We start from the raw sequence: 13,988 nt of genomic DNA on the forward strand, positions 1-13,988 counted from the left end.
TTGATAATCTTTAAATTAACATAATTTAATATATAATATGGAGATGGCAAAAACGAAGCTACTGATTGTTACCCACGAGATGTCGCCTTTCCTCGAACTCACTAAAATTTCTGAAATTACACGTCAACTGCCACAGGCCATGCAGGAAAAAGGATTCGAAATCCGCATCTTGATGCCTAGGTTCGGCAACATTAACGAAAGAAGAAACAGGCTGCACGAGGTTATTCGTTTATCGGGTATGAACATTATTATTGATGACAATGACAACCCATTAATTATCAAGGTAGCCTCAATCCCTGCAGCACGCATGCAGGTTTACTTCCTAGACAACGAAGATTATTTTCAAAGAAAGCACGTTTTCAGGGACAAAGAGAACAAGTTTTATGCCGACAACGACGAGCGTACGATTTTCTTTTGCAAAGGCGCCTTGGAAACCGTTAAGAAACTTGGATGGGCACCAGACATTGTACATTGCCATGGCTGGATGACCGCTTTAGTACCTACTTATATCAAAACCACTTACAAAAACGATCCTACGTTCAAAAACTCGAAAGTAGTTTATTCCATCTACGAGAACTGCTTTGCCGAAACCTTAAATGCAGACCTGCATAAAAAGGCGGTAATGAGCAACATGACCGAAGAGGATACCAAAGCCTTTATCAAAGCCGATTGCAACAGCATGCACATTGGCGCCGTAACCCACTCAGATGCAGTGGTTTTAGCCGACGAAAAGCTGGATAATGATGTGTTAAAATTTGTTAAAGATTCTAATAAGCCGACTTTAGCCTTTAATTTAACCGAAAATTACGAGAACTTCTTTACTTTTTACGAAGAGATCTCTAATGAAGAATTGGTTTCAGTAGCTTAATACAGCATTATTTTTAATATAAATATGAGATTCTTAAAATTAGACTTATTGACCCTGTTAATAAGTCTTTTTCTTTTCGCTTCGTGCGAAAAGACTTCAACCATAGGTCTGCAAATTGATCCTAGTACAGCCATACAAGGCTCATTGGTCGATACGGTAACCATCAGTTCGAGGACGTTGAGCGACCAAATCGTTTCTACCAACGGCCTGGCCAGAAACCCGCTGGGCCTTTTAACCGACCCCTTATTGGGAAAAACCGAAGCCAACCTGTCAATGGCCGTTAACGTGCCTAGCAATGCCTATAACTTCGGCACTACGCCAACGCTCGACTCGGCGGTTTTGGTCCTTAATTACGGCGGCGAGTTTTATGGCGACAGCACCTCCAACTTTAACTTGGAAGTACATCAGCTGGTAGATGATCTTTCTGCATCCGAATCGTTTTTAAGCAACCAAAGCTGGCTAGCCTCAAACACGGTTATCGGAAGCAAAAGCGGCAAGCTATATCCCAATACCAGGGTTAAGGTAACTGATATTGTAGCCGGCAAGGCCGATACCATACGAAGCGCCTCGCCACAAATCAGGATTTCGCTCAACAAAACCTTTATTGAAAACAACATCATTAACACAAACGCCGAAAACTTAAAAACCAACCAGAACTTCGTTCGCTTTTTCAGGGGATTACAAGTTAAGGCGAACACTTCGGCTACCAACGGCGGCATGATGTTTTTTGAATTTACCGGTTCAACCTCTGGGCTGTACCTGTATTACAAAAACCAAAACACCACAACCAATAAGCCCGATACGATTGCGGTTAATTTCCCGATCCTGAACTCGAGCAGTCCAGTGGCTTCCACTGTTACGCAAACCTACAGCACAGCGGTTTCGGCCCAGCTGGCCAATCCAAACCAACAATATCCGGTTACTTATTTGCAACCCTTATCGGGCTTAAGAACCAAGATTGCTTTTCCTTACCTCAAAAACTTCGTAGCCAATGTGGGCAAAGTAGTTGTAAACAAAGCCGAATTGGTTATTGACCTGAGCAGCGGTACCGACCCTATTCCATTCAATGCCGCGCCACGTTTAGCTCTTTACCGATATGACATTGCCGAACAACGCAAAAACATTCCGGATAACGACAGGGGAAGCCTAACTACCCCGGCCGACCCCAGGGTAACGCAAACCGCCGCAATTTTTGGCGGCTATTTCAACGCCATCAAAAAGCAATACGTTTTTGTGGTTACGGCGTACATCCAGGACCTGATTAATGGAAAAACACAGGATTACGGTACGTTTTTGGCTCCAACGCCTACAGACCAATTTAGCCTTGCTCCATCGATGGCATCAGGTGCAAGAGCAGTTATCGGATCATTCAAAAAGAATCCGGTGGCAGGCGATAACGTCATGAAACTGAACATCTATTACACGAAAATCAACTAGTCAAATATATTCTACGCAAACGTTTGATTAAATCGCTCAAAAGCAATACTTTTGAGCGATTTATTTTTAAACCAATACTATATGTGTGGAATTGTAGGCTATATTGGCTTTCGCGAGGCATGGCCAATCGTAATTAAAGGCTTAAAAAGACTAGAATACAGAGGTTATGACAGTGCAGGCATAGCCTTAATCGACCATAACAACCTCAACATCTATAAAAAGGCCGGGAAGGTTCAAGAGCTGGAAAATTTTGCTGAGAACAAAAACCTGAACGGCACTATCGGCATGGGTCATACGCGCTGGGCTACGCACGGAGCACCATCAGACAGGAACTCTCACCCGCACACCTCCAACAACGGCAGGCTCAGCATCATCCATAACGGCATTATCGAAAACTACGCTACGCTCAAAGAAGAGCTTTTGAGAAGAGGCCATACCTTTAACAGCGATACGGACACCGAAGTATTGGTTCATTTGGTAGAAGATATCTATCAAAACGAAAAAATAGACTTGTTGGAAGCCGTACGTTTGGCCCTTAACGAAGTAAACGGCGCTTATGCCATCGTTATCATGGACCAAGACCATCCCGACCAGCTCATTGCGGCCAGAAAAGGAAGCCCCATGGTAATTGGCGTTGGCGAAGGCGAGTATTTTATCGCTTCTGATGCGACACCTATCATCGAATACACCAAAAACGTCATCTACCTTAACGATAATGAAATCGCTTTCATCAAACGTGACGAACTTTTGATCAAAAGGCTCGACAACGTGGTGCAAACGCCTTACATCCAGGCCCTGGAACTACAACTGGAAATGCTGGAAAAAGGTGGCTACGACCATTTCATGCTGAAAGAGATCTACGAACAGCCACGTTCAATCAGAGATTGTATGCGCGGCCGTATTTATCCTGCTGAAGGCAAGGTACAGCTGGGAGGCATTAAGGAATTCGCTGAAAAGCTCAAAAACATAGACCGGATCATCATCGTAGCCTGCGGTACCTCGTGGCATGCCGGTCTGGTAGGCGAATACCTCATCGAGGAATATGCGCGTATCCCTGTAGAAGTAGAATATGCCTCCGAATTCAGGTACAGGAACCCGATTATTACCGAAAAGGATGTGGTGATTGCGATTTCGCAATCTGGAGAAACCGCCGACACCATGGCGGCCATTGAAATGGCCAAAGAAAAAGGCGCTACCATATTTGGGGTATGCAACGTAGTAGGCGCTTCTATTCCGAGGATTACCCATGCCGGTGTTTATACCCACGCCGGCCCAGAAATTGGGGTAGCTTCTACCAAAGCCTTTACCGCACAGGTAACCGTACTTACCTTAATGGCGTTCTATATGGCACAACAAAAAGGCACCATTGTCAACTCGAAACTGGTTGAACTTTTAACAGAATTGGATTGCATTCCAGAAAAAATCCATCATGCCTTGGAATCGAACGACCAAATCAAAACCATAGCCGAAAAATTCAAGGATTCAAGAAACTGCCTGTTTTTGGGCAGGGGCAGCGGTTTCCCGGTAGCCCTGGAGGGTGCCTTAAAACTGAAGGAAATTTCATATATCCATGCAGAAGGCTATCCTGCCGCAGAAATGAAGCACGGTCCTATTGCCTTGATAGACGAAGAAATGCCGGTAGTTTTCATCGCCACCAAAAACTCGTCGTACGAAAAGGTAATCAGTAACATCCAGGAAGTAAAGGCCAGAAAAGGCGTGGTCATCGCCATCGTAACCGAAGGTGATACCGACGTTAAGAAAATGGCCGATTATTGCATCGAGATCCCGGATGCGAGCGAAGCTTTCTTGCCTTTGCTGGCTACCATTCCGCTGCAGCTGCTTTCTTACCACATTGCCGTACTAAGAGGCTGCAATGTAGACCAGCCAAGAAATTTAGCCAAATCAGTAACCGTAGAATAAGAAAAGGGCCCGAAATTCGGGCCCTTTTCCATAACAGCGTTTGAGATTAGATTTAAAAGGGCAGATCTCCTGTTTCATCTACAGGACTAACATAATCGTCTTCTGTTTTGGTTGTGGTATTTTCCTGACCGTTTGATGGAGCCTCAAAATCGCTTTTTCTGCCCAACATGGTAAAGTTCTCTGCCACAACCTCTGTTACATATTTTTTAACGCGCTCTTTGTCTTCAAAAGAACGTGTACGTAATTTGCCTTCAATATAAACCAGCTTGCCTTTCTGCAAGTATTTGGAGGCCACCTCGGCCAAGCCGCGCCATAACACGATGTTATGCCATTCGGTCTGTTCTACACGCTTGCCATCCTTGTTAAAAGTCTCTGACGTGGCCAACGGAAAACTAGCTACTGTAACTCCTCCTTCTAAATGCCTAACTTCTGGGTCTTTGCCCAAATGCCCTACTAAAATAACTTTGTTAATACCCGACATATATTCTATTTGATTAGTTCCTTACATACAGTTCCATAAATTCGCTGATTACTTTCGGATGTGGCAAAGCCTCAAATTCTTCGAGCAAAACCGATTTAATTTCTGTATGCAACTTAAAGTTAACAATATAATTGTCTAAAGCAAAAAATTGTACATATATAATTTGGTGTGTCAATACGTGCTTCTTTTGCATTAAAAGGCTGATTTTGGCATCCTTGCCAAACTGATTTTCTATTTCCTGCCAAAAGCTTTCGTCGCCGAGGCTAACTGCTTGCGGCGTCTCGATCAGCGGAAAATCGTAGAGGTGCTGCCATACGTCGCCCGCTTTTCTTTCCTTGCTGAGGATATGCCCATCCTTAAGCGCTACAAAATAATTGAACCACCGCTCTTTTACCTTTACTGTTTTCAGCTTAACTGGTAAAACCGCTACCTTTTTATGCTGCAGGGCATAGCAGCCAAGCTGCAGGGGGCAAATCTGGCAGTCTGGCGACTTGGGCTTGCACTGCAAGGCACCAAACTCCATCATAGCCTGGTTATACAGCGATGGTTCCTGCCCTTCAATCAGGCTTTGGGCCAGTGCTGCAAACGTTTTTTTGCCCTGGGTAGAGTTGATCGGCTCTTCTATTCCAAAATACCTGGCCAAAACCCTAAACACGTTACCATCAAGTACGGCCTTTGCTTCATTGTTCGAAAATGAAGAAATGGCGGCCGCGGTGTAATCGCCCACCCCTTTTAGCTTCACCAATTGCTCATACCGAACCGGAAACACGCCATTATGCTCGTCCATGACCTGTTTGGCCGTGAACAGCATGTTACGCCCCCTCGAATAATAGCCCAGTCCCTGCCAAAGCTTAAGCACCTGTACTTCGCTGGCGCTGGCAAAATCACTTACCGTTGGAAAGTTTTCAAGAAACTTGTTGAAATAAGGAAGCCCCTGCTCTACCCTGGTCTGCTGCAGGATGATTTCCGAAAGCCAGATGACATAAGCGTCGGTTGTGCCGCGCCAAGGAAGGCTGCGTTTATTGATTTTATACCATTTTACAATTTCCTGTTGAAAGCTCATTTTGTCAAAAATACAACCTTAATCTAGCATTTTGATAAAACTTGCATTTACATGATACGTCCAATTGTAAATAAATCATCTTTTATTTTCCTATCTCATTAAAAAGCAATACTTTTGCAACCCCAAAACAGTTATAATATTTAACACTCAATAACTTAATAAATAGAAAATATGACTAAGGCAGATATTATTTCGGAAATATCAACAAAGACAGGAATTGAAAAAGTAGACGTGCAGGAAACAGTAGAGGCATTTTTCAAAGTAATCAAAAACAGCATGATTGGCGGCGAAAATGTTTACGTAAGAGGTTTTGGTAGTTTCGTTGTAAAAAAGAGAGCGCAAAAAACTGCTAGAAATATTTCTAAAAATACGGCGATCATTATCCCAGAGCATTTTGTTCCTAGCTTTAAGCCAGCAAAAGTTTTTGTTGACAAAGTAAAAAACAACTCTAAAAAAGTTAAAGCAGAAGCTTAATCCTATCGCCATGGCAAACAATATCCGTACAAAACAAGCGCTTATCATTGTTGCAATTGTATTGCTTGCTGGATTTTTGTTTACCAGACCGATCAAAGGCTTGGTCAAACCTAAGGAAGAAGCGGCCAAACCGGCTGCCATGGCAGACCAAACCGCTTCGCCACAACTTAGCCTAGAAGAAATATCTTCCACCGCAAAAAACTTGATCAGCAGCGCTTCCGGCAAAGAGATTACGGTACTGGAAAACACTTACAAAGGTGCTTCTGGAACCGAAAAACTAGCGCAGGCGCAAAAGCTGGCCCAGAAATGGGAAGATTTGGAACAGCCAGCACCCAGTGCCCTGTACCTCGAAGTTGTAGCCAATGGAGAATCTTCTTTAGCTAATTGGCTCAATGCAGGCAATAGGTTTTTAAAGGCTTTCGATAATACACAGGATAGCCTTTTGCAACCCCATATGCTTCAAAAAGCCAATAACGCGTTTACCAAGGCTTTAGCGCTTGACTCGACCAGCCTAGATGCCAAAACCGGATTGGGCATTACCATCGTAAATGGCTTGGGTGCTCCGATGCAGGGCATTGCCATGTTGCGACAAGTGGTAGAGCAAGATCCAAAAAACTTAAAGGCAAACATGAATTTAGGCATGTTCGCCATCAAATCTGGCCAGTTTGACAAAGCTATTGTTCGCTTCAACAATATCATTAGCCAAATTAAAGCAACACCAGATGCCTATTTTTACCTGGCTACGGCTTACGAAAGCCTGGGCCAGAACAAAGAAGCAATAGACGCTTATTTGAACAGCAAGAAATTAGCGGCCAACCCAACCTTGTCGTCGTTTATAGACAAGAAAGTGGCCGAGTTAAAAAATAAACGTTAATTAACAGATTAATAAAAACATTTAAAAACTTAAGATTATGCCAAGCGGTAAAAAAAGAAAAAGACATAAAATGGCTACCCACAAACGCAAAAAACGTTTAAGAAAAAACAGACACAAGAAAAAATAGGTTTTTCCTATCTGTGTATTGGCCAAAAATAAATACCCCGCTAAACGGTATTTATTTTTGGATTCTATGTGTTTTTTGTCCAAGTGTAATAGGGCATTCAATTGCCTTAAAATCTGTAGCTTTTGGTAAAGGAATTAATAATCGATTCTACTCCTACGGGAGTAACCATAGCTTTAATTGAAGACAAATACCTCGTCGAGCTCCATAAAGAGCACGTTAACAATAACTACGCCGTAGGCGATATTTATTTGGGCCGCATCAAAAAAATCATGCCTGGCCTAAATGCTGCTTTTGTTGATGTTGGCTACGAAAAAGATGCGTTTTTGCATTATTTCGACCTCGGGCCCCAGGTACAATCTTTGATAAAGCTTACTAAAATTAAGCGTAACGGCACGGTCAATGGCACTTTATTAGATAATTTTAAATTAGAAGCCGACATTAACAAAGCGGGTAAGATATCCGAAATCGTCAGCAAAAATTTAATCTTGCCGGTTCAAATTGCCAAAGAACCCATTTCCACTAAAGGACCGAGGTTGAGCTCTGATCTTTCGATTGCCGGAAGATATATTGTGCTCGTACCTTTTTCTAACGTCATATCGATTTCTAAAAAGATTAAGAGTAATACCGAACGTAATCGTCTCAAAAAGATTATCGAAAGTATCAAACCTCAAAACTTTGGAGTTATCATTAGAACGGTTTCGGAAGGAAAGGGCGTTGCCGAACTGCAAAAGGATTTATTGGATTCGATATCAAAATGGGAAAGCTTCACCAAGAAACTGCCCGATACCGAGCCCTCTAAACGTGTTTGGGGAGAGATGGATCGTACTTCTACCCTAATCAGAGATATTTTAAATACCGATTTCGCCAACGTTTACGTAAACGATGCGAACCTGTACGAAGATATCAAGTCTTATGTGCACGAAATTTCGCCAGAGATGGAAAAGATCGTGAAGTATTACAAGCACAAGGAGCCTATTTTCGAACATTTCGGTGTAGAGAAACAAATCAAGAATGCCTTTGGCAAAACTGTAAATTTGGCCGGTGGCGCCTACTTGGTAGTTGAACATACCGAAGCGTTGCACGTGATCGACGTAAACAGTGGCAACCGGACGGCCAGCAAGGAAAATCAGGAAGAAAATGCGCTTCAGGTAAACAAGGAAGCAGCTAAAGAAATTGCCCGTCAGCTGAGGCTGAGGGATATGGGGGGCATTGTGGTAATCGATTTTATCGACATGCACAAACCGGCCAACCGCAAAGTGCTTTTTGATTACCTGCGCGAGCTCATGCTACTCGATCGTGCCAAGCATACCATTTTGCCACCGAGCAAATTTGGCCTGGTACAAATTACCCGACAAAGGGTAAGGCCAGAAATGAACATTGTAACGGTAGAGAAATGCCCAACCTGCGATGGTACCGGCGAGATCAAAGCCAGTATTGTGCTGATGGACGATATAGAGAGCAACCTTACCTATATCCTACAAGAACAAAACGAGAAGAACATCACTTTATGCGTTCATCCCTATATAGCGGCCTTCATTAAAAAAGGACTGTTCTCCCTCCAGTGGAAATGGTTTTTCAAATTTGGCCAGCGCGTTAAGGTAAAAGCGGTATCTTCTTACCACTTGACCGAATTTCATTTCCTTTCTTCCAAAGACGAGGAAATCAAATTGTAACTGGCCTTTCAAAACATTTAAAAGCCTGGTTTCTGTAAAAGAAGCCAGGCTTTTTTAATGATTGGATCTTAAATAAGCTAAGTTGTCTGGTGCATGTCGCATAGCATTTCGCAACGGCCTACATTAGCCGTGTATCTGCAACAATCCTTGCATTCGGGCTTACCAAGGCAAGACTCCGGAGGCGGGCCGTCGCCACCCATTACTTTTTTCATTTCAGCTTTGCTGAGCAGGTTTTCCTTGTTCATAATTTTTAAGTTTTGGTTAGGTTGTTTAATTAACTTTAAGTTAATAAATATTGGATACAAAGTCAAATACCAAAATACCTGCCACTATTGCCTTTTATTCGAATACATAAGATACCATGATATCGTTGTAGTCGCCATCGCCTGCATCTTCGAAACCGATTACCCCGCTGCCAAAATTATCGCCTGCATGAGGAGAATACCTGCATGGCGATTGATACCAGGGCTTTCCTCCGTCGGCAGGCCCGTTCTTGTGCCAGCCTGTGATAAAAATCATTCGTTCTTCTACCCTGTTTCGTCCATAAACTTCAGGGTTCAAATTCCTCCCGGCCTGGTTCCCTTTTTCGAAAAGCTTGTTATATGCCGAATCATAGATGCATATGGCATTTTCCCAGGCCGCTTCCGAAGAAAAAGCAAGTTTTACCTGTGCATATCTCGGCACTTTCAATTGAATTGTTTTTCCCCAATCGATTTGGAGATTGTTGTCTGGTCCGTATCCCATAGTGATTAATGTTGTTGCCTACTCTTCCAATATGCAGTTTTCGGCGCCGCTGGTTGTCGCTATTCACGATTAACACCTAAAGTTAACTCAGACCTTTTTTCAGCGCTCGGGTAAAAACACCTTGTTAATTACCGTTTTAATCGCAGATTGTTCGATAGTGGCTTGGATTAGGCTCTTAAGTGTTCGACTGTACAAAAAAATTTATTTTGCTAAATATTTTAGCTAAATTAGCTGGATAAAAAATCTAAAATCGTCAATCTAACACCTAAAATCACTTGGCTAAAACGAAATCAGCATATTTTTGTCAGAGTTGCGGCTACGAATCGCCAAAATGGTTGGGCAAGTGTCCATCCTGCAACCAATGGAATACCTTTGTAGAAGAGGTTATCGACAAGGGCGCTCTACATGTGCCCACCTGGAAATCGGCCAGCGGTACCCAGCGCCTCAACAAGCCCAGCAAAGTTGAGCAGATCGAAGCCACTACTGAAGAAAGAACCCTGACCAGCGATGCAGAATTAGACCGCGTGCTGGGCGGCGGACTGGTAGCTGGCTCCGTAATCCTCATTGGCGGCGAACCCGGCATCGGCAAATCGACCCTAATGCTGCAACTGGCGCTCAACATGCCCAACAAAAGAATTCTGTATATTTCGGGCGAAGAAAGCGAACAGCAGATTAAAATGCGTGCCGAACGCATTACCAATAGCCCTAAAGCCGATTGTTATATTTTGACCGAAACGGCTACACAAAATATTTTTAAGCAGATTGAACAGCTGGAACCTGAAATCGTTATTGTCGATTCCATCCAGACCCTGCATTCGGCACACATCGAATCAACACCAGGCAGCGTTTCGCAGGTCCGCGAGTGTACGGCCGAACTGTTGCGTTTTGCCAAGGAAACCGCCACTCCTGTTTTTCTGATTGGCCATATTACCAAAGACGGTGCCATTGCCGGTCCGAAAATTTTGGAACACATGGTTGATACCGTGCTGCAGTTTGAGGGCGATAGGCACCATATTTACCGTATTCTCCGCTCCATTAAAAACCGCTTTGGTGCCACTGCCGAATTGGGTATTTATGCCATGCAGGGCAATGGATTAAGAGAAGTGTCTAACCCCTCGGAAATTTTGCTCTCGCAACGCGATGAGGAGTTAAGTGGCATTACCATCGGTGCTACCTTGGAAGGTGCCAGGCCCATGCTTATCGAAACACAGGCTTTGGTCAGCATTTCGGCTTACGGAACGCCACAACGCTCGGCCACGGGCTTCGATATCAGGCGCATGAACATGCTGCTGGCGGTACTCGAAAAAAAATGTGGCTTTAGGCTGGGGGTTAAAGATGTTTTCCTCAATATTGCCGGGGGCATCAAAGTTGAAGATCCCGCCATCGATTTGGCCATCATGGCCGCTATTATTTCTTCGCATGAGGATATTTCCATTTCGTCTAAAATATGCTTTGCGGCCGAAGTAGGCTTATCGGGCGAAATCAGGGCCGTTAACCGTATCGAGCAACGTATAGCCGAGGCCGAGAAGCTAGGCTTCGAAAAAATAGTTGTTTCGAATTATAACCTGAAAGGGGTTGACCGAGCTAAATTCAAGATCCAGCTCATTACCGTAAGCAAGATTGAAGAAGTGTTTGCCTTGCTCTTTGGCTAAGCCCACACCACCATTGCAGAGCTTAAAAACTCCCCAAGTTTTGCTACTGGGGTGGCATTTTTCTCTACACTTTTGTGGCAAACTGGCATTTTTCTCTACACACCGAGTATAAAAAAAGTTTGGCACACCAAAAATAAAACAATTTAAAATACTAGTAATCAATAGATTAAATGCTATTCAATAAAAAACATCAAAATTGGATAGCTTGTTGTATTACTCTTATCGTTCTTATCCAGTAATGGGTAAAACAACAATAGGGATGATTAACCTCACTGCTAAGAGCAGTGGGGTTTTTTTTATGTTTTAAAATTTCCCTTTGCACCTTATGCCATTTATAAAGATTTTAAATATTTTTGTGGAAGATAAGAGTTTATACCAAAGACGAATAACCAATGAACCATCATGGCTTTGCAGCCCTAAGGGCATGAATAACCAAACCTTGATGACTTCATCCACCACTAAAAACAAAATTATAAAACAGATGAAAAAATTAGTTTTAAGCTTGGCATTATGCCTGTTTGCTACATTTGCCTTTGCACAAGATGCCTACGAAGGCCAGTCGTTTGGCGATGGCGTTAAAAAAGGAAACACAATTACCACTGCAGAGATCAACACGAAATTAGGCGATAAAACCAAGGCCGACATGAAGGTGATTGGCGAGGTTGTAAGCGTATGCAAGAAAAAAGGCTGCTTTATGAATCTAAAAATGCCAAATGGCGAGACCATGTACGTTAACTTCAAAGACTATGCTTTCTTTATGCCAAAGGATATTGCAGGCAAAAAAGTAGTGATCGATGGTTTTGCGGAAAGAAAGACTACTTCTGTCGAAGACTTGAAACACATTGCCGAAGATGAGAAGAAATCGGCTGAAGAAATAGCAAAAATTACACAACCTAAAAAAGAAATTGTGTTTGAAGCAAAAGGAGTCGTAATTTTGAACTAATTAGAAAGGTTCTCCTTTTTAATATTGATTGGTTGAACCCTGCTCTCTCCGGAGCGGGGTTCTTTTTTTATATAGCCGTACAAAAGGCTAAAATTTCTATATTTATCCTAACCAACAAATTTAAATATGATTATTGTAGCTATTATTGCCGTTTTGGTGCTCATTTTCGGCATCGGAATTTACAACTCGCTCATCAGCAAAAAGAACCAGGTTGCCAATGCCTTTTCGGCCATTGACGTTATGGTGAAAAAACGTTTCGACCTCATTCCCAACTTGGTTGAAGTAGTAAAACAATACACCCAGTACGAAGGCGACACCTTGACCAAAATTACTGAGCTGCGTGGCAAGGCCATGGGCAGCCATGTTACCGAAGGAGATAAACTAGCTATAGACCAGCAATTGGGCGCAGCCGTAAAAGGCCTGATGGTAAGCGTAGAAAATTATCCAGATCTAAAAGCCAACACCAATTTTCTGAACCTGCAAAGCACCTGGACCGAAAGCGAAGAGCAGATTGCCGCCGCCAGAAGAAACTACAATGCCAGTGTAACCACTTACAATAACGCCGTGATGATGTTTCCAGGCAACATGTTTGCCGGTATGTTGGGCTATCAGCCTATGCAGGTTTTGGCTGCTACCGAAGAAGAACGTAAAAATATCAGCGCAAAAGAGCTTTTCAATAACTAATGGATGTCAATTATACGCAAAACGGCAAGCTACAAAGCGTGTTAGCCGAGTTAGAAGTTGAGCGTAAAAAAGTTTTATCGGCCAATACACAAGGCTACGGCGCCATTATATTGGGCATTGTACTGATTGTGGCACTGGCCGTGATGGGACTTTTGGTGGCGGGCATGGTTACCGGCTTGGCGGCCATTATTTTTGGAGGCGTTATCCTCTTCCGCATCAGCGATGCCGCTACCGACTACAAAAACCGTTTTAAAATGGATGTTGTGGGCGCATTGCTTAGCAATGTAGACCAAAGCCTAACGATACAGCCCAGCAGAGGTATTACCGAGGGCGAATTTAGGCAATCGCAGCTCTTTACAACTGATCCCGACCGCTACAGTACCGAAGACCTGATTAGCGGAAAAATAGGCAGAACCAGCATTTATTTTGCCGAGGTGCATGCCGAGTACAAAACCGAAACCCAAGGAAAGAACGGCAGGCAGGAGCATTGGCACGACATTCTAAAAGGCATTGTATTCGTAGCCGATTTCAACAAAAACTTTAACGGCATTACGGTTATCAGGCCTAAGGATTTCGGGAGCAGCATTGGTGCCTGGTTTGCTAAAAACATCTACTCGTTTGGCGATAAAAACATCGTTGAACTGGAAAACGAGGCCTTTAACAAGAATTTTGTCACTTACAGTACCGATCAGATCGAGGCCAGGTATATCCTTACACCTGCCCTCATGGATCGTCTCTGCGAATTAAACCAGCGCGCCGCCTATGCCATTTCGGTATCGTTTGTCAATTCGAATATGTACATCGCTTTTCCACTGGCCAAAAATTACTTTGAAGCGCCGCTTTTCAAAAGCCTGCTCAATGCCGATGCACTCAACGAAGATCTTTCGGTACTCCATTTTATGTACGCCATTGTACAAGAGTTAGATCTGAATACCCGAATTTGGACGAAGCAGTAGTTAAAGTATCCTTAAAAGCGGCACAGTGATGAAGCGATCTATGTTCAATAAAGATTGCTTTCCCTGATAAAAATTGGACTCAAATAGGCGAA

14 protein-coding genes are annotated in these 13,988 nt (G+C 43.3%); 10 read left to right on the plus strand and 4 right to left on the minus strand.

Annotation, left to right across the window (positions count from 1 at the left end):
* Positions 1-43: 43 nt before the first annotated feature.
* The 3 genes from AC6H1S_RS17680 (at position 44) to glmS (ending at position 4,225) form a co-directional block, all read left to right on the plus strand.
* On the plus strand, positions 44-868 hold the full coding sequence (locus AC6H1S_RS17680) for a glycogen/starch synthase (protein ID WP_233165844.1): 825 nt from the start codon (positions 44-46) through the stop codon (positions 866-868).
* A gap of 24 nt (positions 869-892) precedes the next feature.
* On the plus strand, positions 893-2,305 hold the full coding sequence (locus AC6H1S_RS17685; protein ID WP_497564464.1) for a DUF4270 domain-containing protein: 1,413 nt from the start codon (positions 893-895) through the stop codon (positions 2,303-2,305).
* 81 nt (positions 2,306-2,386) lie between these two features.
* Positions 2,387-4,225, plus strand: coding sequence for a glutamine--fructose-6-phosphate transaminase (isomerizing) (gene glmS, locus AC6H1S_RS17690; protein WP_199139951.1), 1,839 nt, complete (start codon positions 2,387-2,389; stop codon positions 4,223-4,225).
* Positions 4,226-4,277: 52 nt separating this feature from the next.
* On the opposite strand, the gene AC6H1S_RS17695 is transcribed toward glmS, so the two are convergent.
* Together AC6H1S_RS17695 and mutY are read right to left on the minus strand one after the other, a co-directional pair.
* Positions 4,278-4,706 (minus strand): single-stranded DNA-binding protein, encoded by a 429-nt coding sequence (locus AC6H1S_RS17695; RefSeq protein WP_199139949.1) that lies wholly within the window; start codon positions 4,704-4,706, stop codon positions 4,278-4,280.
* Positions 4,707-4,719: 13 nt separating this feature from the next.
* Entirely contained in the window at positions 4,720-5,769 is a 1,050-nt protein-coding gene (mutY, locus tag AC6H1S_RS17700; protein WP_497564465.1) for an A/G-specific adenine glycosylase, read from the minus strand.
* A gap of 171 nt (positions 5,770-5,940) precedes the next feature.
* Here mutY and AC6H1S_RS17705 point away from each other — a divergent pair, with 171 nt between their 5' ends.
* The 3 genes from AC6H1S_RS17705 (at position 5,941) to AC6H1S_RS17715 (ending at position 8,917) form a co-directional block, all read left to right on the plus strand.
* Positions 5,941-6,243, plus strand: a complete 303-nt coding sequence (locus tag AC6H1S_RS17705) for an HU family DNA-binding protein (RefSeq protein WP_055133196.1) — start codon at positions 5,941-5,943, stop codon at positions 6,241-6,243.
* A 10-nt stretch (positions 6,244-6,253) separates the two neighbouring features.
* Positions 6,254-7,117 (plus strand): tetratricopeptide repeat protein, encoded by an 864-nt coding sequence (locus AC6H1S_RS17710; RefSeq protein WP_199139945.1) that lies wholly within the window; start codon positions 6,254-6,256, stop codon positions 7,115-7,117.
* Between the two features lie 249 nt (positions 7,118-7,366).
* On the plus strand, positions 7,367-8,917 hold the full coding sequence (locus tag AC6H1S_RS17715) for an Rne/Rng family ribonuclease (RefSeq protein ID WP_497564466.1): 1,551 nt from the start codon (positions 7,367-7,369) through the stop codon (positions 8,915-8,917).
* Positions 8,918-8,994: 77 nt separating this feature from the next.
* On the opposite strand, the gene AC6H1S_RS17720 is transcribed toward AC6H1S_RS17715, so the two are convergent.
* Positions 8,995-9,162, minus strand: coding sequence for a hypothetical protein (locus tag AC6H1S_RS17720; RefSeq protein WP_199139941.1), 168 nt, complete (start codon positions 9,160-9,162; stop codon positions 8,995-8,997).
* Between the two features lie 94 nt (positions 9,163-9,256).
* On the minus strand, positions 9,257-9,661 hold the full coding sequence (locus AC6H1S_RS17725) for a hypothetical protein (RefSeq protein ID WP_497564467.1): 405 nt from the start codon (positions 9,659-9,661) through the stop codon (positions 9,257-9,259).
* Positions 9,662-9,936: 275 nt separating this feature from the next.
* Between AC6H1S_RS17725 and radA the strand changes: the two genes are divergently transcribed.
* The 4 genes from radA (at position 9,937) to AC6H1S_RS17745 (ending at position 13,896) form a co-directional block, all read left to right on the plus strand.
* Positions 9,937-11,313, plus strand: a complete 1,377-nt coding sequence (gene radA / locus AC6H1S_RS17730) for a DNA repair protein RadA (protein WP_497564468.1) — start codon at positions 9,937-9,939, stop codon at positions 11,311-11,313.
* A 481-nt stretch (positions 11,314-11,794) separates the two neighbouring features.
* Positions 11,795-12,256, plus strand: coding sequence for a DUF4920 domain-containing protein (locus AC6H1S_RS17735; RefSeq protein WP_199139935.1), 462 nt, complete (start codon positions 11,795-11,797; stop codon positions 12,254-12,256).
* A gap of 126 nt (positions 12,257-12,382) precedes the next feature.
* Positions 12,383-12,940 carry a LemA family protein gene (locus tag AC6H1S_RS17740; protein WP_497564469.1) on the plus strand — a complete coding sequence of 186 codons (558 nt, stop codon included), beginning with the start codon at positions 12,383-12,385 and terminating at the stop codon, positions 12,938-12,940.
* A complete protein-coding gene (locus AC6H1S_RS17745; protein ID WP_497564470.1) occupies positions 12,940-13,896 on the plus strand; it encodes a DUF3137 domain-containing protein in 957 nt (318 codons plus the stop codon). Before AC6H1S_RS17740 ends, AC6H1S_RS17745 begins: the two co-directional genes overlap by 1 nt.
* Positions 13,897-13,988 lie beyond the last annotated feature (92 nt).

The sequence above is a fragment of the Pedobacter sp. TM02 genome, assembly GCF_059705275.1.